19 protein-coding genes are annotated in these 24,093 nt (G+C 44.2%); 11 read left to right on the top strand and 8 right to left on the bottom strand.

Features of this window, described 5'->3' with window-relative positions; all coding sequences use genetic code 11:
* Positions 1 to 47: 47 nt before the first annotated feature.
* Both SHEWANA3_RS19875 and SHEWANA3_RS19870 read left to right on the top strand, forming a co-directional pair.
* Positions 48 to 278: a helix-turn-helix transcriptional regulator gene (locus tag SHEWANA3_RS19875; protein ID WP_011624886.1), complete on the top strand. Its 231-nt coding sequence runs from the start codon at positions 48 to 50 to the stop codon at positions 276 to 278.
* Positions 275 to 2,230, top strand: a complete 1,956-nt coding sequence (locus SHEWANA3_RS19870) for a DUF2075 domain-containing protein (protein ID WP_011718544.1) — start codon at positions 275 to 277, stop codon at positions 2,228 to 2,230. The genes SHEWANA3_RS19875 and SHEWANA3_RS19870 overlap by 4 nt, the downstream gene beginning before the upstream one ends.
* 35 nt (positions 2,231 to 2,265) lie before the next feature.
* Here SHEWANA3_RS19870 and SHEWANA3_RS19865 read toward each other — a convergent pair whose 3' ends face one another.
* Positions 2,266 to 2,742, bottom strand: coding sequence for a PD-(D/E)XK nuclease superfamily protein (locus tag SHEWANA3_RS19865; RefSeq protein WP_011718543.1), 477 nt, complete (start codon positions 2,740 to 2,742; stop codon positions 2,266 to 2,268).
* 102 nt (positions 2,743 to 2,844) lie between these two features.
* On the bottom strand, positions 2,845 to 3,741 hold the full coding sequence (locus SHEWANA3_RS19860) for a LysR family transcriptional regulator (protein ID WP_011718542.1): 897 nt from the start codon (positions 3,739 to 3,741) through the stop codon (positions 2,845 to 2,847).
* A gap of 252 nt (positions 3,742 to 3,993) precedes the next feature.
* On the opposite strand from SHEWANA3_RS19860, the gene SHEWANA3_RS19855 reads away from it, so the two are divergent.
* The 3 genes from SHEWANA3_RS19855 (at position 3,994) to yjjG (ending at position 5,862) form a co-directional block, all read left to right on the top strand.
* Positions 3,994 to 4,485, top strand: a complete 492-nt coding sequence (locus tag SHEWANA3_RS19855; protein WP_011718541.1) for a DMT family transporter — start codon at positions 3,994 to 3,996, stop codon at positions 4,483 to 4,485.
* A gap of 22 nt (positions 4,486 to 4,507) precedes the next feature.
* Positions 4,508 to 4,969, top strand: a complete 462-nt coding sequence (locus SHEWANA3_RS19850; RefSeq protein ID WP_011718540.1) for a DMT family transporter — start codon at positions 4,508 to 4,510, stop codon at positions 4,967 to 4,969.
* Positions 4,970 to 5,145: 176 nt separating this feature from the next.
* Complete coding sequence (gene yjjG, locus SHEWANA3_RS19845) at positions 5,146 to 5,862, top strand: pyrimidine 5'-nucleotidase (RefSeq protein ID WP_011718539.1); 717 nt, start codon at positions 5,146 to 5,148, stop codon at positions 5,860 to 5,862.
* Positions 5,863 to 6,097: 235 nt separating this feature from the next.
* On the opposite strand, the gene SHEWANA3_RS19840 is transcribed toward yjjG, so the two are convergent.
* Positions 6,098 to 6,895, bottom strand: coding sequence for a hypothetical protein (locus tag SHEWANA3_RS19840; protein WP_011718538.1), 798 nt, complete (start codon positions 6,893 to 6,895; stop codon positions 6,098 to 6,100).
* Positions 6,896 to 6,930: 35 nt separating this feature from the next.
* On the bottom strand, positions 6,931 to 7,605 hold the full coding sequence (locus SHEWANA3_RS19835) for an HNH endonuclease (protein WP_011718537.1): 675 nt from the start codon (positions 7,603 to 7,605) through the stop codon (positions 6,931 to 6,933).
* A gap of 150 nt (positions 7,606 to 7,755) precedes the next feature.
* Here SHEWANA3_RS19835 and SHEWANA3_RS19830 point away from each other — a divergent pair, with 150 nt between their 5' ends.
* Genes SHEWANA3_RS19830 through SHEWANA3_RS19805 form a run of 6 tightly spaced genes read left to right on the top strand, consistent with a single transcriptional unit; the run spans position 7,756 to position 16,153 of the window.
* Positions 7,756 to 9,480 carry a type I restriction-modification system subunit M gene (locus tag SHEWANA3_RS19830; protein WP_011718536.1) on the top strand — a complete coding sequence of 575 codons (1,725 nt, stop codon included), beginning with the start codon at positions 7,756 to 7,758 and terminating at the stop codon, positions 9,478 to 9,480.
* Complete coding sequence (locus tag SHEWANA3_RS19825; protein ID WP_011718535.1) at positions 9,473 to 10,750, top strand: restriction endonuclease subunit S; 1,278 nt, start codon at positions 9,473 to 9,475, stop codon at positions 10,748 to 10,750. The genes SHEWANA3_RS19830 and SHEWANA3_RS19825 overlap by 8 nt, the downstream gene beginning before the upstream one ends.
* Positions 10,751 to 10,762: 12 nt before the next feature.
* Positions 10,763 to 11,614, top strand: coding sequence for a hypothetical protein (locus SHEWANA3_RS19820; protein WP_011718534.1), 852 nt, complete (start codon positions 10,763 to 10,765; stop codon positions 11,612 to 11,614).
* A complete protein-coding gene (locus tag SHEWANA3_RS19815; RefSeq protein WP_011718533.1) occupies positions 11,602 to 12,276 on the top strand; it encodes a hypothetical protein in 675 nt (224 codons plus the stop codon). The genes SHEWANA3_RS19820 and SHEWANA3_RS19815 overlap by 13 nt, the downstream gene beginning before the upstream one ends.
* Positions 12,273 to 15,434 carry a type I restriction endonuclease subunit R gene (locus tag SHEWANA3_RS19810; RefSeq protein ID WP_011718532.1) on the top strand — a complete coding sequence of 1,054 codons (3,162 nt, stop codon included), beginning with the start codon at positions 12,273 to 12,275 and terminating at the stop codon, positions 15,432 to 15,434. Before SHEWANA3_RS19815 ends, SHEWANA3_RS19810 begins: the two co-directional genes overlap by 4 nt.
* Positions 15,431 to 16,153 carry a SprT family zinc-dependent metalloprotease gene (locus SHEWANA3_RS19805; RefSeq protein ID WP_240520052.1) on the top strand — a complete coding sequence of 241 codons (723 nt, stop codon included), beginning with the start codon at positions 15,431 to 15,433 and terminating at the stop codon, positions 16,151 to 16,153. Before SHEWANA3_RS19810 ends, SHEWANA3_RS19805 begins: the two co-directional genes overlap by 4 nt.
* Positions 16,154 to 16,180: 27 nt before the next feature.
* Here SHEWANA3_RS19805 and SHEWANA3_RS19800 read toward each other — a convergent pair whose 3' ends face one another.
* The 4 genes from SHEWANA3_RS19800 to zorA are packed head-to-tail and all read right to left on the bottom strand — an operon-like array spanning position 16,181 to position 23,900.
* Positions 16,181 to 19,627 carry an SNF2-related protein gene (locus SHEWANA3_RS19800; RefSeq protein WP_011718530.1) on the bottom strand — a complete coding sequence of 1,149 codons (3,447 nt, stop codon included), beginning with the start codon at positions 19,625 to 19,627 and terminating at the stop codon, positions 16,181 to 16,183.
* Positions 19,627 to 21,054 carry an EH signature domain-containing protein gene (locus tag SHEWANA3_RS19795; protein WP_011718529.1) on the bottom strand — a complete coding sequence of 476 codons (1,428 nt, stop codon included), beginning with the start codon at positions 21,052 to 21,054 and terminating at the stop codon, positions 19,627 to 19,629. The genes SHEWANA3_RS19800 and SHEWANA3_RS19795 overlap by 1 nt, the downstream gene beginning before the upstream one ends.
* A 20-nt stretch (positions 21,055 to 21,074) precedes the next feature.
* Positions 21,075 to 21,806 (bottom strand): OmpA family protein, encoded by a 732-nt coding sequence (locus tag SHEWANA3_RS19790; RefSeq protein ID WP_011718528.1) that lies wholly within the window; start codon positions 21,804 to 21,806, stop codon positions 21,075 to 21,077.
* Between the two features lie 3 nt (positions 21,807 to 21,809).
* Positions 21,810 to 23,900 (bottom strand): anti-phage ZorAB system protein ZorA, encoded by a 2,091-nt coding sequence (gene zorA, locus SHEWANA3_RS19785; protein ID WP_011718527.1) that lies wholly within the window; start codon positions 23,898 to 23,900, stop codon positions 21,810 to 21,812.
* Positions 23,901 to 24,093 lie beyond the last annotated feature (193 nt).

Raw genomic sequence — 24,093 nt, 5'->3', positions numbered from 1 at the left:
TTGTCTACAAGTAAAGATCATCATGAAAACTCTTAGCAGGATTATTCATGGAAGATCATTTGCTTACCTCATTTGGTACTCATCTAAAAAGTTTGCGACTTGAGAGATCGTTTTCGCAGGAGCAGCTCGCATTAAAAGCTGACATGGACAGAACATATGTCAGCGGCATTGAACGTGGTCAGCGTAATGTGAGTTTGATTAATATATTCAAGCTCGCTAAAGCCTTAGATATTCCCGCGAAACAACTTCTAGATTTTACCGTTGAGGGATCATTATGACTCAACGAGCATTTTATTCGGCGAGTTTTAAAGATTTTCTATCAGCAGAGCCCTATGCGATTACCGGACAGATATCACGTTTCCATACTCAGCATTTATTGTATTCACAAACTCGCGCTTGGTTGACTGAAATTGAAGTTCTCAAACGCTCCTTGACCGAGAGTGTTGAGCAAGAAGGGCATATTTTCATTGAGTTTATGATCCCACGAATGGGACGACGTGCTGATGTCGTGATGATATTTAAAGGGATTGTTTTTGTAGTAGAGTTTAAAGTTGGCGCAACAGTATTTACCGCTGCCGATATGAGGCAGGCTCATGGATATGCCTTAGATTTAAAGAACTTTCATCTAGGTAGCCATGATAAATATCTAGTCCCTCTGCTGGTCGCCACCAAAGCGACCAGCCAATCGAAAGATCCAATATTCGCAGGCGATAATGTTGCTTCGACCTTGTGCATTTCTCCCGATGAATTATTTTCAAGAATGCGCCTAATTGCTGAACAGTTGAATCAACCTACTTTTGATCCCAATTTGTGGGCTGATTCTGGTTATTTACCGACGCCAACCATTATCGAAGCGGCACAAGCTCTGTATGCGTCGCACAATGTTGAAGATATTGCTCGTAGTGAAGCGGATACTCAAAATCTTGGGCAAACGAGCCTGCAATTACTTCAGTTGATTCACAATGCTCGGATCAATAAGCGAAAAATAATTTGTTTCGTTACCGGCGTTCCGGGGGCGGGTAAAACCCTTGTGGGGCTTAATATTGCGAGTATTCACGCAAACAGGGAAGAGAATGAGTATTCTGTTTTCCTCAGTGGTAATGGCCCCTTGGTGGCGGTATTACAGGAAGCCTTAGCTAGGGATAGATCGTCCAGAACTGGTGATTCTATCAGTGCAACCAGAAAGGAGACTGAATCATTTATTCAAAATATCCATCGCTTTAGGGATGAATACCTGCATGGTGGCGTGCCGCCTGAAAAAGTGGCCATATTTGATGAGGCTCAACGGGCGTGGGATAAAGAGCAGGCAAGCGATTTTATGCGCCGTAAGCGAGGTATTGTCGACTTTGATAAATCAGAGCCTGAATTTCTCATCGAAGTAATGGACCGTCGTCAAGACTGGGCGTTTATTATTGCGCTAGTAGGTGGTGGACAGGAGATTAATAAAGGTGAGGCAGGACTAGCAGGTTGGTTGGATGCGCTTAAGGCCAAGTTCTTAGATTGGGATGTCTATTTTTCCACAGCTTTATTGTCAGGTGAGTATGTTTCGCTAGGCGTAGATCTGAATGCGGTTTCAAGGGCGAATGTCTTACCTAACTTACATCTTGCCACATCAATGCGATCTTTCCGTGCTGAAAAGTTGTCCAGTTTTATTCATTACTTGGTTGCTGGGCAATGCGGGCTTGCTGTTAGCATTTATAAAGATCTAGAGCATGTCTACCCTATCAAAGTCACTCGGGATATAGCTAAAGCCAAAGCTTGGGTTAATCTTCACAAACGAGCCAATGAGTCTATGGGGCTGCTTGCTTCTTCTAACGGCATTAGGCTTAAAGCTGAGGGTATTTTCGTTAAGAACGAGATAGACCCCGCTAAGTGGTTTTTAAGTGGTGCTGAAGATATTCGTTCTGCCGAATTTTTAGAGGATGTTGCTACTGAATTTGATGTACAAGGGCTAGAGCTAGACTGGTGTGTTGTGGCTTGGGATGCAGATTACCGTTTCAATGCTCACGCATTTGAGCATTGGCAGTTTGTAGGAACCAAATGGCAAAAACGAAGCCAATTAGTTCGGCAAAAATACCTTGAAAATGCTTATCGCGTATTGTTGACTCGGGCTCGTCAGGGCATGGTGATATTCGTTCCTAAAGGCGATAAATCAGATGAGACTCGAGATCCCAATTTTTATGATCATACTTATAAGTATTTGATAGATTGTGGGATTGGTGAAGTTTAGTAAAAGAAAGGGTCGGAATTGTTCGACCCTTTTGGTTATTTTGAAACGAAAAAACTAATAAATTCATCAAGGTCACTAAAGACCTTGATTTGTTTGTCTTGAGTATTTCTTGCAGCAGTTTTTATCCAGTCAAAAGCTTTTTGTTTATAGCCTTTCCCACCTAGTAAAATGACTAAATTGTGTTCTGGCGCGAGGCGAAGAGACTCTAGGAAAAAAGGAAATTTTTGATCGACAGAACCGCTTTGCTCTTGCTTGTGAGCTTCAATTCGGACTGCTCCAAGTGTTTGATGCTGTACTAAGAATGCAGCCTTTCGAATCCCACCATACATATCTGTATAAGGCGCACTTTTAAGGAACTCGTTTTGAGATGGAACACCTTGTACTTCACGGAAGCCTAGCGCCACAAGGGATTGTTCTACTTGATCACAAAATTTCTGATTGGATAACATGCTTGCTTCATATTTACCTGAGTCTACTTCAGGTAAATCTTCAAAAAGTGATTCTTGGTTCATTCTCCATCCTTGGTTATTAAATCGCCCTTTAATGTAGCATTGAGAGTGGCTGATTTTCAATCAGTTAGACCAACTACTCAAAATTGTCTATCACTTTGAAATTTATACAAACTTGCCACTCGCCAATTTCTCCATCAAAAAACCAATCAATACCGTCACTTTGGTTGGGAGGTATTTTCGCTGTGGATACACAGCATAAATACCATGTTCGGGGAGTGGAAAGTCAGTCAGTATCGTTTGTAAACGCCCAGCCTGTAGGTCGGACTCTACGATAAAGCGTGGCAGATTGGCGATACCAAGGCCATCAAGACAGGCTTGGTGGATAGCATCGCTATTATTCACCTGATAATTGCCTTTGGGTTGAACACGTTGCACGCCATAGGGACTGTGGAAACTCCATTCCACACCATCTTGAAAGTAACTGTAAAACAAACAGTTGTGCTGAGTTAACCCGCTAGGAGTCATGGGTGAACCGTGCTGCGCTAGATATGCGGGGGATGCGCAAATCACGCTCAAACAAGGGGCAATTTTGCGGGCGATAAGGCTGGAGTCGGGCAGTTCGCCGATGCGAATGGCTAAATCGAAGCCGCCTGCGATTAAATCCGTGGTCTTATCATCCATTTGCATTTGCAGCTGAATATCGGGGTAACGTTTTAAAAACTCAGCGATTAAAGGTGCAATATACAAGCGGCCAAACACCATAGGCACGGAAATTCGCAGATTGCCTTTAGGTGTTTGCTGCAATTCGGAGATGGCATCTAATCCTTCTTGGGTGAGCTGCACAGCGGGGCGAATATATTCGAAATAGCGCGCGCCAGCATCCGTTAGGCTCAAACTGCGAGTGGTGCGTTGTAACAGTTGAATCCCTAAGTGTTGCTCCAACTGTGTGATTCGTTTGCTGATGGCTGATTTACTCAGCCCGAGTTTTTGTCCCGCAGCGGAAAAGCTACCGCATTCCACCACAGTGACGAAAATGGGCAGGGCGGAGAAATGTTCCATGCAGGGCTTCCTTTATCAAACGATGATGTAACAGCCGAGACTTGGCTGTAGGTCTTGTTTATATCACGTTAAGTTGAGTATGAGGGGATTTAGAGCCTCACTTGCTTCTCACTTCTCACTTCTCGCTTAAAGCGGAAATTATCAACATTGATTGTCAGCTAAAGCTCAACAATAAGTTTCTATTATGGTGGATTATAAGGCCTAAACTATCACTGTAGACTATTTTGCAACAAAAATGGATGGACTGTTTTGATGCAAACGTCAAACAAACTGACCTTATTTATGTCCTTTGTGGCGCTCTGCTCCGGCGTTTTACTGGCATTAATGATTAAGCTCAATAGCCAGCTTGCTATGTATAGCTCACCGCTTTTGGCATCTTGGATGGCTCATGGTATTGGGGCAATAACAGTATTGTTGATGCTGTTTTTACTGAGAAAAAGGCTGGTGGGTAAGGAAGCCAAGTCGACTTTGAATGCCGATGCGAGTCGATCATGGTTACCTTGGTGGGCGTATTTAGGTGGTGTTCCTGGTGCTGCGACGGTTGTGTTGGCCGCTGTCACAGTCAACAGTGAATTAGCCTTAGCTGGTACCTTAGCCTTGATGCTTGTGGGGCAGTTAATCTTGAGCTGTATATTCGACTGTTGTGGTTATTTCGGTGTCGTTAAGCGGCGCATTCGATTCACAGAAGTCATTGCTATGGTAATGATTTTGTTGGGAGCCATGTTAGTGATTTATTCACATTAGCTGGCGTAGCAGGGGAAATTGAATGGAATTGATGGTACTTATCGCACTGCTTAATGGCGGTTTAATTGCCTTAAGCCGAACCTTTAATGGTGCCTTGGCAAAACATAGCCATGCGTTAATCGCATCTTGCTGTAATCATATTGTGGGCTTTGTAGTCTTGAGTGCATGGATAATCTGCCTAGAGAGTGGCGCAAATCAGCTACAAGGTCAGCCGCCAGTGTATTTGTACCTTGGTGGAGTCATTGGCGCTTTATTTGTCGTGCTAAATAGTTGGGCATTGCCATCGTTAGGGGTGATGCGTTGTACATTGCTCGTAATATGTGGGCAGATGCTGACAGGCGTTGTGCTGGATATAATATCTAGCGCCAGCGGTATGCATTGGGCGTCGCTCGTTGGAGTATGTTTGATGTTAGCGGGTGTCGTGTTCCTTAATCGGGTGAAACAACCTACGCCGCAGGTAAAGCACGCGAATTGCTCATTGTGATATGGTGTTAATTGCCGTTCAACCTCATCATATTGTAGCGAACGGGTTGTTTTGTCATTCTCGGCTATGTGAAAAACATCCCAAGTTGTGACTGGCTGTTGTGTTGATTATTTTTAGGGTTGTCGCATAGTTTTTTCATGCTTAGCATTTGATTTTTGTTTGTTATTAGGAGTGTTATGTCGTTCTCAAGCCAGATTAATTCTTCGGCCGCACCTTACTCTTGGGTGCTTTTCGATGCCGATGAAACCCTATTTTATTTTGATGCTTTCGAAGGGTTGAAGCGGATGTTTTCAGGCTTTGGCATCGATTTTACTCGGGCCGATTTCGATGAATATCAAAGTGTAAATAAGCCGCTGTGGGTTGAGTATCAGGATGGCAAGATCAGCGCCGCCGAACTGCAAACCATACGCTTCGAGCCTTGGGCGGCAAAGCTTGCTGTGACCCCTCAAACCCTAAACAGTGCATTTTTAACGGCTATGGCAGAGATTTGTGCGCCCTTGCCCGGTGCCCGTGAATTACTGGCCGCGCTGCAGGGAAAAGCCAAAATGGGGATCATCACCAATGGCTTTACCGAGTTGCAGACAGTGCGTTTAGAGCGTACTGGTTTACAGCATCATTTTGATATTTTAGTGATTTCAGAAAAAGTGGGCATCGCAAAACCCGATGTCGGTATCTTTGAATACGCCCTTGAGTTGATGGGCCAGCCTGCGCGCGAACAAGTGTTAATGGTGGGTGATAACCCACATTCAGACATTCAAGGCGGCATCAATGCGGGATTCCACACCTGTTGGTATAACGTCCATGGACACGCTGCCCCCGCAGGTATTCGCCCGCACTTTCAAGTCGCCTCCCACCATGAGCTACAGCAGAAGCTAATCTCATTACTCGGCTAGCTTTCAAAAAACCAAAAGCCCTAAAAAAGGGCTTTTGGTTTTAGATAACACAAATAACACTATTCGACGTTTTGGATCTGCTTATTGGTTATATGGGTAAATGTTATTAAAATCAATTTATTGATAAATTATTTTAATGTTTTTTATTTGTTTAGTAACCATTTTAGTAACCGTTTGGCATTCAGTTAGTGCCCATAGACATATTGCTATGGACACTGGGTGTAACAGTTTTGTATTAGTACACATCGAAATATTGGAAGCCATTTTGTTTAGCTACCAATGGTGTGTTATCCACATCTAACAATTTCTTTTGGAGTAGTGGACTGTTGTGATTGGGCATTCCAATAAATTCTGCCTTGGTCTTTTTTTCGGGCTCGTCAGTATTTCGTACTTTGGACGAACGACTAGAGTAAGTTGTCCCAGCAGGGAACCATTGGACAATATCAAATACACCAACAACAATACTATCAACTACTGCTAAAGCGATAGGATAAACTAAGCTGCCATCTTCATATTTACTATTTGCACGTTCTAGACTTACTCCCCAGTATTGACGGGTTGCGTCATAAAGGGCCTGCTCACTCAGTGATGGGTGATAGGTTCCATTCAAGTAGAACACAATCACGTTGGTTTCGAGTTCTGTAACAGAAATTGCCTCAGCACCATACCTCCTAATAAGCGTATCACTAGTCTGCCTACCTCTTATGATATTATGTCCAAGCACTTCGTTAGTGAGATTTTCTAGTCCTAAGGCATCAATCACCGCAGCTTCGACTTCAAATGCCGTTTGCTCGTCTATAAGACCATGGCGGATGATATCTACCCTAGGCTCTAATTCGAAACTCCTTATTTCTGCAATGAGATGATTTTTACTGCCTTTACCGCCAGTTTCATCTTTGGATGATTTAAGATGGTTAAACGCGCGATTGTTAGCTGACGCCTTACCAACATAAAAAATTGTCTCATCTCTAGGGTCGACTAACGCATAGACGTAGTGCCCTAACTGCTTTTGTACATCCTTGCTAAAGCTCATACTTTCTCCACTATTCATTGCCACAAGGGATCTTTCTAATTTTTATCTGCTAACTTTGTTAGCTCATCGATACTTAATGGCTCTTTTCCGCGATGGAGCATAGAGTGACAATTCGAGCAAACAGGAATTAGGTCGTTAATTGGATCGACTTGATAGCTTTTACTTATTGTACTGAGCGGTGTTATATGATGTACCTCAATAAAACCTTCACCGTGCAAGCCATATGTTTCTGAAAAGTTGAACCCGCAAACTTTACACTGACACCCATGGTGCGCAATACAAGCTTTTCTTGCCTTAGCGTCTCTTTCGTATTTATTTACAAGTACTCGCTTAACTGAACCTTCTGTATACACTTCGCCATCATCTACTTCTTGTGGAGATTTGAATTCCTCGTTATCTACTTGCCCAAAATATAGTTTGTCGATTTGGTTTTGTGCGCTGACGTCGGTTTTCTTTCCTGTGCCACTTGAGGTAACTTCTCTCACAATTAAGTAGTAACCGCTTTCCTCGCTACCACCGTTAGGGTTCAAAGACTCCATTTCAACTTTGAGTTTGGCGTATGTAATGAAGCGGTCCCCAATAGAGAAGTCTCTAACAAAAATTTCCCCATCATTATCACGAGTTACCCGCAGTGTTGAATCACTAATTTCTTCAAATGTGTAGAGCGGTTTTTGACCTTTAACGGCTTTAGTCCTTTTCCATTGCAACATAGGTTTATCCTTAAGTAGGTTTTAACGTGATGAACAGCTGAAGTCATAATGACATAAAAGTAACAGACTGAAATCGATACATTTCACACATCCAATTTGGTTCGCAGGTGTTAAGATACGCCCAGAATCATTTTAAGGTTGCATTGTTCAATGACCCAAAAACTTACTCTCCAACAGCTTGAATCTTTCCTGTGGGAAGCCGCTGACATTCTGCGCGGCAATATGGACGCCTCAGAGTACAAAGACTACATCTTCGGCATGATGTTCTTAAAACGTCTGTCTGACGCCTTTGAAGAGGCGCAAGAAGGCGTGGTGCAGTATTACCTCGGTAAAGGCAAAACCAAAGAGCAAGCCGAGGCGCTGGCGCAAGATGAAGACGAATACGATAAAACCTTCTTCGTGCCTAAAAGCGCCCGCTGGTCAGCGTTGAAAGACCTTAAACACGATATCGGTGCAACGCTCAACAAAGCCACCGAAGCGATTGAAGAATACAATAGCAGCCTCGAAGGCGTGTTGGTCACTATCGACTTCAACATTAAAAACAAGCTGTCTGATAAAAAGCTGCGCGACTTGCTGTCGCATTTCAGCAAATACCGCCTGCGTAATGAAGATTTTGAGCGGCCAGACTTGCTCGGCACCGCCTATGAATACCTCATCAAAATGTTTGCCGACAGCGCGGGTAAAAAGGGCGGTGAGTTCTACACCCCAAGTGAAGTGGTATCGCTGCTGGTGGCTTTACTCAAGCCTAAAGCGGGCATGCGTATCTACGACCCAACCTCCGGCTCCGGCGGTATGTTGGTGCAAACCCGTAACTACCTAGCAGCCCATGGCGAGAACCCCGGCAATCTGTCGCTGTTCGGCCAAGAGATGAACCTAAACACATGGGCCATCTGTAAGATGAACATGTTCCTGCATGGCGTGCTCAGTGCCGATATTCGTAAGGGCGATACCCTGCGCGAGCCTAAGCATACCGAAGGCGGCGAGCTGATGACCTTTGACCGCGTGATTGCCAACCCGCCATTCTCACTTGCGAAATGGGGCAAGGATGAATGCGATAACGACGGCTTTGGCCGTTTCCCCTATGGCACTCCGCCAAAAGATGCCGGTGACTTAGCCTTTGTGCAGCACATGATTGCCAGCACCAATGCGGAAGGTATGGTTGGCGTGGTGATGCCGCACGGCGTGCTGTTCCGTGGCTCCAGTGAAAAGGCGATCCGTCAGGGCATTCTAGAAGATGACTTACTCGAAGCGGTGATTGGTCTGCCATCTGGCTTGTTCTATGGCACCGGCATTCCTGCTTGCCTACTAATCATCAATAAACGCAAAGCGGCTGAGCGCAAAGGCAAGGTGCTGTTTATCAATGGCGAGCTGGAGTACGAAGAAGGCAAAAACCAAAACAAACTGCGCCCGCAGGATATTGAGAAAATCGTCACCACCTTTAACAACTACCAAAACATTAAGCGTTACGCCCAAGTGGTTGAGCTGAGCGAGATTAGCGACAACGACTACAATCTCAATATTCGCCGTTACGCCGATACCGCGCCACCAGCAGAGATCTTTGATGTCCGCGCCATCCTCCATGGCGGCGTGCCCGTGCGCGAGGTCGAGAGCGAATACATTCAAGAAGAGATCCTGCAAGGCTTCGATGTCAGTAGCGTGTTTACGCTGAAGTCCGAAGGCTACTATCAGTTCCGCACCGATATCAGCGCCAAAGAGCGGATCCGCGAGTTTGCCACGGATGCCACATCCGCCATCATCAGCCAATTAGAGCGCTGGTGGGATAAGTACCACGTATCACTGAAACAACTCGATGATGAGGTTGCTACTGCCGAGAGTGTGATGCAAGGCTATCTCAAGGAGCTGGGTTATGAGTAATACGGTTCCAGATAATTGGAATGTGTTGCCTCTAGGCAGTGTTATAAAGCAAGTTATTGATTTTAGAGGTCGTACTCCCAAAAAGCTTGGGATGGAGTGGGGTGGCGGTAACATCCGAGCATTATCCGCGAATAATGTTCAGATGGGACGAGTTGATTTTAATAAAGAATGTTATTTAGCGTCGGATGAGCTTTATGACAAATGGATGACGAAGGGGACGACTGAAGTAGGCGACATTCTTTTTACGATGGAAGCTCCATTAGGAAATATTGCACTAGTACCGAATGACGACCGATATATCTTAAGTCAGAGGGTTATACTGCTTAAGAATGATAAGTCTAAAGCATCATCGGATTTTTTGTTTCAACAACTTAGGAGCGACAGCTTTCAGGATACTCTTAGAGAGAATGCGACAGGAACTACTGCTCAGGGGATTCAGCAAAAGCGGTTGGTCACCTTAGATGTTGTTTTACCCCCTCTCCCCGAACAACAAAAAATCGCCAAGATCCTGACCTCGGTGGATGAGGTGATAGAGAAAACACAGGCGCAAATCGACAAGCTCAAAGACCTGAAAACCGGCATGATGCAGGAGCTGTTAACCCAAGGTGTCGGCATCGATGGCAAGCCGCACACCGAGTTTAAGGATTCCCCTGTCGGCCGGATTCCGAAAGCTTGGAATTGCGTAACACTAAAGAATTTGTCGAAGCGAATCACTGACGGTACTCATCAGACAGTGAAGACCTCGCCAGATGGAACTATTCCTTTTCTTTACGTATCTTGTGTAAGAGATGGGAACATTGATTGGGAAAAGGCTTCGTTCCTTACTGAGGAAATGTACGAACTGGCTTCAAAAGGAAGAAAGCCGGAGAATGGGGATATTTTGTACACTGCGGTTGGTTCGTATGGCCATGCGGCTATTGTCTCAGGAGATAATAGGTTTAGTTTTCAGCGTCACATTGCTTTTATTCAACCTAATCATGAAAAAATCGACTCCGAATTTTTAGTATCGTTTTTGAATAGTCCGTTGGGTAAAAAACAAGCTGATTTGTATGCGATAGGAAACGCTCAGTTGACTGTGACTCTCGGAGATCTCGGTAAATTTAAAGTAGCTCTTCCTGACATTGCAGAGCAGCAAAGAATTGCCAAAATTTTCAATGGAATTGATAACAGGATTATCGTTGTTCAGCGAAAATTGACGAGTTTAGGGAATACTAAAAAAGCCCTCATGCAGGATCTACTAACGGGCAAGGTGCGGGTAGCCATCGACTAGCAAGGACGAGCAATGTTACAGGCAATTCTCCATGGAAAGGCGGGACGTATAGACGGCGACAAAGGGCAGTCGCTAAGCTGGCGCGAGGTATTTAAGGGCCGCGAAGACCTGATGACGGCGGCGGTATTTGGTCGCTTTGCCTATCTGTCCGCGCCTGTACAAGCGACCTTAATGCAACGCTGGCTTGGAGTGACTGAGCCAGCGTTTGATGACTTTGAGCAGATTGATTTCTGGCCGAGCTTTTCACTGGAAAATAGCGATGATCGCAATCGCGTCGAGCCTGATGCGGTACTCAATTTTGCCAGTGCAACGGTGATCCTTGAAATCAAACCGCCGCAAGGTGGTGACCAATATATTGACCAATGGCAGCGAGAGATTGCGTCTTACCTGCAAGCGGAAGAGCGTAGCCAGTTACCGCTGTACTTTCTCGCCATTGGCCGTATTCCAAGTCGTGCGGTGGTTAATGATTGGATTAAAAAGCTCAATACTGAGTTTGAGAGCCAGCTGGCAGGTATTAACGCTTTGGCATGGCAGCCCGTTGTTAATGACATATTGGAACTCGACAAGGGCGCGCTCGCCTGCGAGCGTAATCAACAAGACAAGCGCATTATTGCCGACATTCTGCACGCGGCGCGTTTATATCAACTCAAAATACAGGCCTACAGCTGGAAGACATTACTCGACCACCCGCTACCGCGCCTGAGCTTGCAGCCGCCGCTATTGCAAGATAAGCCACTGGCTAAAGTCGGTGCGCAACCTGCTCGCGCGGGCACGGCAAAGCCTCAACGCCTGTGGCACGATCTATTGGCGTTTACTGCCGCGCACCCTCTATCACTCAAGGATATCAATACATGGAACAAGTGAATGATCTGCTATTACAGGTTCGTACCGCCCACCGTTTGATTGCAGCGTATTATCAGCGCGTAGTACCGACCATTGCCGAGATGGCGAGCAAGCTTGAACTGACCTTTTGCTACTGGGGCAATGCTGATTTTGCGCTTACCCCTGCCACCCATCGCAATATCACCGAGTATTGGCAATGGGATCTGTTGCCGGGGATGAACTCGCATTATCTCTACAGCCAGTTTCAACTAGCCAATAACAAGGTGCGTATTGGCGATTATTTGGTTGAGTTTATTGTAGTGTCGGATACTGGGGTGGATAGCCATGGTAATGGGCATAAAAGCGAACCAGATGCCCTTAATTTGCCGCTAGCGGTTGATAAGGCGCAAAGCGTACTGCGTGTGGTGGTATGCGCGCCCTATCAAACGTTTGAAGAGAGTTGGTATAGCAATATTTGGTCTGGGGTTCACTACCCTGACTTCAGCAGTAACCCAACGCCCGCCAAAGATAAAAATGATGAGCCTTGTTTCTTATCAGGTTACGAATGCTCGTTAGCTGAGCTGATGTCTGAGGCTGGCGTTGAGCAAATTATCGAACGGGTTAAGCAACATATCACCGATACTGTTGCCGCTGCGAAAGCTGAGTATGAACGTGTTGCTGGTGGGCAGGGCGTTGCCTCATGAGCAATAACGAATTCGACAAAGTAGAGCAACCCGCCATCGCTCAGCTGCACCAGCTAGGTTGGCATTATATTCCCGGTAAAGCGCTGGCGCCGGAGCACAGTAATCAAGAACGTGATTACTTGCGTGATGTGGTATTGGTGAAGCGCTTAACGCAGGCGATTGAGCGGATTAATCCATGGATTAGTGAGGAGAACCTACGCAAAGTGGTGCGCATGGTGACGCACCCGCAATGCGCTGGTTTGATGGAGTATAACCACGGTTTTTATCAAACCATGGTGGGCTATCTCTCGGTCGAACAAGACCTTGGCAAGGGCAAGAAAGGCCAAACGGTTAAGCTGATTGATTTTGATGATGTTAGCAATAACGAATTTATCTGCACCAATCAGTTTAAGGTGGAAGGCACTAAGCAAACCATCATTCCTGACATTGTCTGTTTTGTGAATGGCCTGCCGCTGGCGGTGATTGAGTGTAAATCGCCGTTTATCTCTACGCCGGTTGTGTGTGGCATTGACCAACTGCGGCGCTACGCTAATCAGCGCCATCCTGAAGATTTTGAAGGCGCAGAAAAGCTGTTTTGGTATAACCAACTGATGGTATCTACTAGCCGCGATATCGCCCGCGTGGGCACCATTAGCTCGCCTGCACAGTATTACGCCGATTGGAAAGATGCTTATCCGCTGACTGATGCGCAGATTGCCCAAGTCGATAGCGATAACGTGGTGCCATTAGCTAAAAAGTTAACGGTAGAGCAGCCTGTCGCCAGCGTTGACGCTGCGGGTAGTGAGCTGCCACAAGTGGCTGAGCCACCAGCAGATTACCAAGTAGCAAAGGTAACCGCGCAGCAACGGCTACTGGCGGGGATGTTCAGCCGTGAGAACTTTCTAGATATCGTGCGTAACTTCATTCTGTTTGAACCTGATGATGGCCGCTTAATTAAGAAAGTGGCGCGTTATCAGCAGTTCCGCGCGGTGAATAAAGTGATTCATCAATTAAAGACCGGCAAAACCCGCAAGGATAAGTCTGGCGTAGTATGGCATACCCAAGGCAGTGGTAAGTCGCTGACGATGGTGATGCTGGCGGTAAAAATGCGCCATGACCTCGAGCTTAAGCAATACAAGCTGGTCTTTGTGACTGACAGAACTCAGTTAGATGAGCAGTTGTCTGCCACCTTTCAAGGGGCCCAAGGCGAAACCGTGTATAACGCGGATTCGGTTGCCGCGCTGCGTGACCTGCTGAAAAAAGATAGCTCAGACTTGGTGACTGCCATGGTGCAGAAGTTCCAAGACGCAGAGAAAGAGGCGCAGCAACAGGGCGACAAGAGCTTTGTTAACATCAATACCTCCGACAAGATTATTGTGCTGGCGGACGAGGCGCACCGTACTCAGTTTGGTGGCTTAGCGACGACCATTAACGCCGCTTTGCCGAACGCGCCCAAAATCGGTTTTACCGGCACACCATTGTTGAAAACCCAAAAGATGGATACCGCCTTTGGTGGCTACATTGATAAATATAAAATCAATGAGGCCGTTGAGGACGGCGCAACGGTAAGGCTGTTGTATGAAGGTCGTGAGGTAAAAACCGCTGTGGCGGGCGAATCGCTTGATGCCTTGTTTGAAGAGTATTTTGGCGATTACACCAAAGAAGAACAGCAAGAGATTAAACGTAAATACGGCGTTGAAAAGGCGGTACGAGAAGCGCCAGCGCGCATTCGTTGGGTCTGTATCGACCTGTTAAAACATTACCGTGAGCGCATTCGGCCTGATGGATTTAAGGCGATGATCGTCGTTGGCAGTCGCCACGCGGCAACCCTCTTCAAAAAGACCTTAGACGAGTTAAAGGCGCCGCCATCAGAGGTGATTATCTCCGGTGATCATAATGACCCGCAGTACATTGCCCAATACACCGATAAGGTTCACCAGAAGAAGGTTATCGCTAACTTTAAGAAGCCGTTTGGTATAGATTCACCGGGCACAGATGAGAAACAGCGCAAGTTTGATAATACCGCCTTTTTGATCGTGAAAGACATGCTGCTCACCGGCTTTGATGCGCCGATTGCGCAGGTGATGTATATCGACCGTAAGCTACAAGACCATACTTTGATGCAGGCCATTGCGCGGGTAAACCGAAACTACAAAGGCAAAGAGTGCGGTTATGTGGTGGACTACTACGGTTTAACCAGTTATCTCACCGATGCATTAGAGCTGTTTAGTAGCGATGATGTCGAAGGCACCTACCAAAGCCTTAAAGATGAGTTGCCTAAACTGCAAGCTGCGCATACGCGGCTTAAGGCGTTTTTCAAAGGCGTGACCAGTGATGACGTTGATGATTATGTTGTCGTCCTGAAAGACGATGCTTTCCGGGCGCAGTTTGAAGTGGCTTACAAGCGTTTTGCTAAGCAATTGAACGTGATTCTGCCTGATGCTTCAGCTAAGCCTTATATCCCGGATATGACCTTCTTTGGCAAGGTGCATCATGCGGCGCGCAATCGTTATCGTGACGATGGTATGGATTTGCTGGATGTGGGCGAGAAGGTGCGCCAGCTGGTGGACGAGCACATTTTGAGTACCGGCGTAGACCCGAAAATTCCACCGGTAGATTTACTGGCCGCTAACTTTAAAGAGCATGTGCAAAAGATTAAATCGCCTGAGTCAAAGGCCTCAGAAATTGAGAGTGCGCTTAAGCATCACATCAATATCAATTTAGAGGATGACCCCGAGTATTACCGTTCGTTGAGCTTGCGCTTACGCGATATTATTGAGAAGACGGCGGGTAACTGGGAGCGCCAGCTAGAGCTGTTGCTGGAAATGACCAATGACTTGAGCACTGCACATAAGCAAGCGGCGCAAAATGTTGGCCTGAGTGAAACCGAGTTCGCCTTTTACAATATTCTGTTGGCTGAAGTCACTCGTATCCATGACGGCGATATGATTGATGAAGCATTGCATGAGCAAATTAAGTCAACGACACAGGCGTTAGTACAAGTATTGGATGAAGCGACGCGGATCGTCGATTTCTTCAATAAAGAAGACGAAATCAAACGGATGAAGAAAAAGATTAAGCGAGTGATATTAGATCAGCCTTTTGGAGATAAAGCGTTGGTAGCAACTCTGCAAGACCGCTTTGTTGAACTGGCTAAGCACAAGTTTGGCAACAAGTGACAGTCACCGCGATGCAAGAGATTGAAGTAATCAAACAAGCGGGCTACGAGGTGCGGGTTGAACGTACCTCGCGCCGTAAATCCGCCACCATTAAAGTGGAGGAGGGCGTGGTTGCTGTGGTTGTGCCCAAAGCGCTGTCATCGGAGAAAGTCCACCAGCTGGTGGCCGCTAAACATCAATGGATTCTCGAAAAGTTGGCGATTCATGCGGAGGCGCGGCCATTGCGTGGCAAGGAGTATGTCTCTGGCGAAGCATTCCCTTATTTAGGTCGTAACTATCGCTTGAAAGTCGTTAGCGGCAAAGTGAGCCCGACCAAATTGGTTGATGGGAAAATTACCGTTACTGTGCCTGAATATGCCAAGCAAGCGCATTTTGTGCGCCGAGCGTTAGTCCACTGGTATAAGCGCAACGCTGATAAGAAAATCCGCGAGAAGGTAGACCGTTATCAATCGGTAGTGGGCGTAGACACGGCGATTGTGCGTATCAAAGACTTTAAAAGTCGGTGGGGCAGTTGTACCCCTTACGGCGACTTAGAATTTAACTGGTTGATTGTGTTAGCACCTAACCGTATCGTTGATTATGTTGTCGTACATGAGCTTTGCCATCTGCTGCATCATGACCACTCGCCACAATTCTGGAAAGAGGTTGAGCGGGTGATGCCCGATTACCGTGAGTGTAAAGAGTGGTTGCGAGATAACGCTCAATTGCTGGTGGTGTAGAATTTACTCCACCAGCAATTAGACGGTCTAACGAACTACATATCGTTGTTTGGATAGGCGGTTAAGAACTTGAGCAAAGCTTATTCGGTGACATTGGCAAAGGTCTGATAGATCATTGCCATCAATAATTATCACTGATAACTCTTGGGCAATTTCTCTCGTTGACTTAGCTAACTGCGTAGCATTGGTTATGAATATTTGTTTACCTATAGGCCGTCCGAGATGTTTACCATACATCGCTTTAGCGTTAGAGATCTCTTGAACGGCATTATGCCCTTTGTAAGAACCCTGCTTATGTTTTGCTTGTAATAAAATGGCTTCTTGGCCACTAATCAGCAAGCCATCTGCACCAAAATCTGGTCCTTCTTTCGTAAGCCAAGCACTGTCAGCGTTGAATTCCTTGGAAAGAAGTTCCACACAAAAAGCTTCAAACTGTTTCCAGCTCAAACGCGGTATATCTTCTGAATTGATAATACTATCGGCTGTAAGTTGATGTTTGTCTGCACCAGCAGGGTTGGGCATAACTTCGCCCTGAGTTACAACGGCATCTTTCAACATGGATTTTTGGGATAGTAATCGGTGTAAATTCACATCAAAGGATTCGATAGTTGGGTGATGGAGAATAGGCACATAGACATTCACATCTTTCGTCTGACCGATTCTATAAACACGATCGGTTGCTTGAGCTTCTTTTGCTGGATTCCAGTGGCGCTCAAAGTGAACTACGTTATTGGCTCCAACTACTGTTAAGCCAACGCCAGCTGCTACCGGTGAGAAAATGATGAGGTTGAATCCTTCTTTCGCTTCAAACTCAGCAATCATTGATTTACGGTTCGCTGTATTCTTATTTTTTACTACGGCCTTGGTGTCACCGTTAATTACATGCAAAGGACCTAGTCCAAAGTAATTGCCCAAGGCGATACTCAGAAAACGCTGTAGTCTTTTATTTATCGCAAAAATAATACACTTTTCACGTCTTGATTGAATATCTGTTAACACCTCGATCATTTTTTTAAGTTTGGCTGATTCTGCAAATATCTGTTTTAAATCATTTTTTGAACTTGGTGCATCTAAGCGTCCACCATCAGCCAAACGTGGGTGGAGAGAAGTATCTCTCATACGCATTAGTGTTGTAAGAACATGACTTTCTTCATTTTCTAGTTGGGATTCAATAGAACCTTCATAAACCTTTTGCTGATAGGAATCCATAATCGAATGCAGTTTAGGCTCGTACTGCCATTCGGTAGGTTCCAGCCCTACAAACATATTCTTTTTGGGAAGCCTTTCTAAGTTGTCTTCTTTAACGCGACGAAGCATTAAGGCGCCTACTTTTTCACGTAACTTCCTGCCCAAACTTGCTCTGACCGACTCTATTTCATCGCCAGCCGCTTGAAGGATTGGAGATATATAGGTGTGTCTGAAAGATTGATAGGAGTCGAGAAAGCCGGGACAGGCTGTATCCATTAGACACCAAAAGTCAGCTAGACTATTTTCAACAGGTGTACCTGTTGCTAATAACTTGAACCGAGCTTTTAAACCTTTAGCTGCTCGAGTTTGCAATGCGTTAGGGTTTTTGATGTTTTGAGCCTCATCAAACACGACGATCCCCCAATCTATTTGAGACAGCGAGAATTGATAGTCCCTAAGTGTTTGATAGGTAGTTATGACTAGACGGCAGGGCAAATCTAAACGAGCAGCCCCATGCTGCTCACCGAATTTAAGAGAGTATCTAGGCTTAAATGACTCATCATCAATATTCGACGCTTTGGTCTCTATCCCGCCATCTCGAAAGCTATTGAGCTCTCCGTCCGATTGTAAGATGACAATGTCTTTGAAAGGGGACTTGTGAAATGTTTCTGCGACTTCATCCTTCCAGTTTTCTAGCAAACTGAGTGGTGCAACGATCAGCGTAGGACGGCATACATCACCGTTCTCTTCACATATACAGTAATATTGTTCAATGGCTGCTAGAGACATAAAGGTTTTGCCTAACCCCATATCGTCGGCTAGTAGGGCGCCATTAACCAGTTCTTTGCTTCGTGCGATTTCCTCTAAGCCGAGTATCCACTTAACTCCGATTATTTGATGAGGAAATGGTTCTCTTCTATAGTTATCCCAGCTAATTCCTTGGCTATAAAGTACGTTATTAAGCTCTTCTTCAACTAACTTAGACGGGCTATCTAACTCCTCATCATTAAGGGCAATGTCGATGACTATAGGGCTGTCATCGCTCTCTTGAGGTCCGGGAGCCTCAGTATTGTCTCTTCCCTCATCGGTTTCCGTATTTTCTTGCTGTATAAGTTTTTGTTCTATTTTTTTTAGTACTTCATATACTTCGCTGTCGCTTCCAATGTCGTAGTTTTTCCCTTCAAATTTAACCTCAGTGGCCCCAGTTGCTTTAGCATCATTAAGAATTTTAGTAAGTTGTAATCGGTCATCGTCAGTTTTTATCTCCTTGATGACTGAGCTTATAGGCAAGATCTGAGAGGAAGCTTGACTCTGTCCAAACCAATCAATCCCTGACTCGTCTGTTTCCCCAAAATATGCGTGTTTGAAACGAGTAGCACCTTTCACTCGTAAGGAAAAACCAACATCTAAGTCGATTAAAGATGCGTCAAGGTATGCACCGGGAGCCTCTAAAAAGTTCTTAACCTGAGATTTTGGAATTGTTCTATTACTGATAATCTCTTTTGCGGCTTTAGCCGTTTTTTCATTGAAGAGAATTATTTCATTGCCCACTTTGAGAGTTCGCCCTCTCTCTGACTGAATTTGGCCTAAAACACGTTGTAGCGAGTCGTGATCTGCTTTTTGCCCCATTTGGGGCGTAAGGATTAAATTACCAACACTATCAAGTTCTGCTTCAACTGTGATTTTATCGGGGACGTGAATATCTAACTTGTTGAAGTGGTTTAACGATAACTTCGCCCCAGCGCGCTGAGCTTGCTGAAACGTGTGCAACAACAGAAGGTTCTCTGACTCATTTTTCGATGACTCTTTATGAAATTTTAATGCGGAGAACACATCAAACATCACTTTTTTTAAGGTGAATTGAGCGTTACCGAAAGAAATAATACTCCCATCTACTTGGTAAGCTGAGGTCATTCGTCCTGATGGTGCATCAACGTGTATTGTTACGTCGAAGGAACCTTCGAATGTCGTACCTCTGATATCGACATTCGCTTGTCCGTTCCATATTTCGGGTAAGTTCAATAGCTGATGGACATCTTCATCTAGTGCTGCAATGACTTGATGTTTAACTATGAAGCCGTTTGGAATACTTTCAGCGCTTCCCTCTTCAGCCAACATTTGCAAAGCAATGTATTGTGCTGTTAGAAAATCATCAGCATCGCCTTTCTTTATGTCTTGAAACTGCTTTTCTGGGCAATAGAAATCAATGCTGTTTTTAGTGATGTCATAAGAAAATTTGAACTTAGTATTGCGGCTGCTAAATAAGGATGAAATCCAGTTTTTCATTAACTTACTCCGTAGAGCCTTTTATATTGGTTATAGTCAGTTCCACTTAATACATCAGACGCTCTGATCTTTAATCCCATTTTGTTTAAGGCTTCTAAGGCGCGTCGTTGCCAGCTGAAATTAGCTGGCGAGTGAGAGAAGTGGTCGGATGCTTCACAGCCATATCGATACATTTGCTCGTTAAGACCAAGAGTCAATGAGCGGTAGGTCTTTTTCTGCTTATCAAATTGTAAGACAGGAGCAGACTCATGTAGCTTTTTATAGAACCAAATTTGACAGTTATGGCTTCCCTCGACCATGTGACCGTTTGAAAGCTCTGCATAGATAACGGAAATATCACCATCTTCAACAATAGAATATTCTGGTATATGTTCAGCTTTATAGTGTCGTTTTACGTAGAATAATGCTTTTTTTGATAAATATAATTTTGTATGAACAATAGCACCAGATTCATGCAGTCCTTCTAAAAAGTGTTTGCGAGATGGAAACATACGCATCATGGCATCATCTCGAGAACTTATCGAATAGTCCTCGAGAGCTTCTAAAAAGAGCTTAAGATCCAGTTTGGATAACCATCCTTGGACTTTTTTTATCTGCTGAGAGGTAAGCTGGCTCCACCACTTTATATAGCGTGCATGTGATCTTGGTACTCTGGGATCTCCTGCTATGGCAATAACAGCATCCCTCCAACTGTCATGTACATTTTTGCTAGGGGCTCTATCTATCAAAATTCTTAGCGCGACATGTCCTACAAGATCATCTGCATCGTAACGACCTTCAGCAATGACTTGCTTGCTGACCTCTTCCAATAATTTATGAGGTTCATTCACAGGGATTTTTTGTAATTGTTCAACAAAATAAATTGATTTTGCCTGCTTTATAAAATCACCTGATGCGTATGCGTCCAGCCCCCAACTATGTACCTGCGCTTCAAAGTTTATGTTTCTCTTAATCGCTTGCTGTGCGAAAAAGGTGGGGCCATCACTACAAAAAATCTTAACTTCTAGACCTTTATTTAACCCTTTTCTCTGACGCTCCTGAGATAGCCAAGCTCCAACAGCATTTGGGTCTTTTATTAAGTTAAAGTCGCTAAGGAAAAACTGGAGGAGAGATTCTATGAATAGGTTGCTGCCATGAGGAATTATCTTTGAAACTTTGATGAGCAGAGCACTACTTATATCTATTCCATGGCGTAGTTTCATATCTCCAGTTAGTGCAACGGAGAGAGCTCTAATATCGAATCTATCTTCAATATTGAAGTCTTTAAAACGATTTTGTTGCAGAAGTGTATGTAGCTTTTTCCACGCAGCTTCAAAGAGAGGATTACCTGTACCTGCTTTTCTAGCTATAGATTTTTGCTCAAGCGTCAGGCTATCCATAATTTTTATATTTTTTTTATAAGCTTCATCGCTTAGGAAAAATTTCATAGTAAGCTCCACGCACATGCTTAAACATTCTTCGCTTTTTCGTAATCTTCAATCTTAGGTTTTTTGACGGTGAATCTTATATCTATTCGCCTGTTTCTTGCTCTTTGTTCTTCTGTTGTCTCTTGTAAATCAACTCGTCGAGTATCTGCATATCCACTTACAGAAAATAAAAGCTGACCATTATAGTTTGTTAGAACACTTAATTTGGGAGCTACATTAATCTCTGTTTGCCACAACTTCCAAATTGACACAGCTCTATCCGTTGAAAGACCCCAATTCCCTTTGCCTCGGTACCATATGCCATTGCTATCGGTATGTCCTTCAACGAATACCGTATCGAGATATTTCCATCTTTCATTTGTTGTTATTGCTTTATGTAGTGCGATGCCAATCAATCGAACTTCATTTTTTACAGTCGTATTTTCAGGCAAGGTATCTTTGCCGGATTCAAAAGACAATGTACTTTCCGGTATACGAAGTACTGTATCGTTTTCAACGATTTCAACATGAATATTCTGTTTGGCTAATTCCTCTTTGATATCAATTAAGATATTTCTTCTTGCTTCCTCTGCCTTTTTCAACTCTTCGATACTGGCATCAATCTGTTCAGACTTCTGAGTTAATTCAATAATTAAGGCTACGGCTGCTAATATAAAAATCACTAATAGCCCAGACATCAAGTCAGAGAAGGACATCCAATATGGGTTTTCTTCATCAACTTTTGTGCTTCCTCGCGTAAATAATCTATCCATGGGCTACCCCAGTTTCACTTGCATTTCGTCCACGACACTAGACAATGCCTTAACTGCACTGTTCATTTGTGTTGAATAATCTGTCACTGATTGGGACCAGATTTTTAAGTGTTCTGCTGTTTGTCCATTTGCTTGTTGAGAATACTCCTCTAGCATATCTGTCATTTTTCGACTTAGGCTCTCAACTTCCTCTTTTAAGTTGCCGATAAAGTCTCTTTGTGTTGATTTTAATTCAGTGAATGTACTGCTTGCACTTGTAATCAATGCTTTAATTTGGTCTGAAAGTTCACTAAAACGTGAAACATCTTTCATAAGTGATTCACGGGCATTCTCTATCCGTTGTGCTGAAATTTGATTTTGATTCGCCAAGTCAGCTGTGCTGTCTACAGCTGACTTGATGGCTCCAGATAGCTTATTGCCAGCGTCATTTACGTGGGAACTCAGAACTCTCATATGATCAGCTGATACTCTAAGTTCAATTGATGATTCTTTCATTGCTTGAGTTGCTTGAGCAGCGGCTTCAACGGAGGCATTAACACTGTTTTGAAGGGTTTCTCCTTGCGATACGAGATGTTTTACTGCAGCAAGTTGCTCTGAAACGGATTTCTCTACAGTGCTTATTAATTCATTAGATATTTTTACAATCGCTTCGGTTTGCTTCTCAATTTTATTGTTACGCGTAGTTTCGAGTTCAGTTGACCGCTTATCTCGTTCGTCAAATGACTTAGTTAGGTTGTTAAGTTGAGTTTCGACAAAACTGGTAAGCAGTTCACCCTGCCTTCTGGAGTTATTAACTAGCTCATTGACCTGTTGTCCAATCACGTTGACTAATTCTGAGTCACGTTTTGCCGAAGCCTCTTCTCTGATTTGCATTTGAGAAGATATCTTGCCTATTTGATTTTCAACATAGGATGTTAGTTTCTGATGGATGTCTTCTGATTGGGAAGACAACTTACTAACTTGATGTGAAATATCGGCAATGAGAGCCTTCTCTCTATCACCCGATTCCGCTTGTGATTTTTGTAATTGTTCTACAAAGTTGCTCATTGTTAGCTGCATTGCTTCTACAGATTGATTGACTTTGTTTGAGACATCATCAAGCGCACTTCTCTGTAGGTTACCAGCTTGACCAAAGCGGTCCATAAAACTTTCTAGAAGTCCTTCTAGTGCTTTTTGATTACCTTGAGATGTCTCATCAACCAGCTTATTAATCGCAGGGGCCATTATCTTGCTCAAACTACTTTCGAGACTTGATTGGATTCCTTGGGTAGCCGTAACCATGGCTTCCTGCATCTTTTCACCAATTTTTTCGGCCAGTCCTTGAAGGACATTACGTGATTCAGAGCTATTTTCAGAGATTATTTGAAGTTGTTCTTCTGGGCGGACTCTAGGAAAGAGGAAATCGACTTTATCCTCTAATTCTCGAATTTTTGAGCGGATGAATTGTTCACATAATTTCTCAAAGAAGTTAAAAAATACACTTAATGCAACCCCCCAAACTGATGTCAAAAATGCGATTTTAGCCCCATTTACAACACCAGCAACGCCATCTTGCATTGTGGTTACATCAACACCTGCACCGAGTTTAAGATCTGCCAAGCCTAGTTGTAGGCCCATAAACGTGCCTATGACCCCTAGTGCTGTAAGAAAACCGGGCACTGCTGCGATTAGACGATTTTCTGTTACGCTATTAGCTAGAGTGTAAGTATTGAAAAAATGTCCTGCATCTAAAGTATTGCGAATTTCAATTTGATCGCCCTTTCGAACTTCGACAAGAGTTTCATCAAATTCCATCCATAAAAAGCCAATTCCTTTACTTTTCCCTTTACTCTTTGACTTTGCTAACTGATAGAGCACCTCCTTCTTTTGAGCAACATCCTTTCTCTCTAAAGGCTCTAACGCTTTCTGCAACCAATTGATTTTTAATACAACATCAATGCTTTTGTAGAGCAGGTAAGCTATGAAAAGTAATGTTACGGTCAAGGTTATTGCGACAAATAAACTGCTTAAAGCCGTTCCAGTTTGAGGATGAAAACTTAGATGAGAAAAATCTGGTAAAAGCCAAGAAAGTTCAATTTGTCTTTCTGTTGCCATTGTAAGGTCCTTGTATGTCGTTAGATTTAGTATTGAGTCCTGGTATATGGATTCTCACTCTATTGTCATATATTCATCTTTTTCGGTGACAACAAAGGGAGGGCATTTCGACCAAAGTATTTCATATACGCCTACTCTCAATAAAGAATTGCTTATATTTTATGTTGATTAAATCACTATCCTACAAATTAAA

This window comes from Shewanella sp. ANA-3, assembly GCF_000203935.1.
Taxonomy (GTDB): Bacteria; Pseudomonadota; Gammaproteobacteria; order Enterobacterales; family Shewanellaceae; genus Shewanella.
Note: the sequence above shows the minus strand (reverse complement) of the source record. Positions and strands in the feature narration are given on the sequence as shown.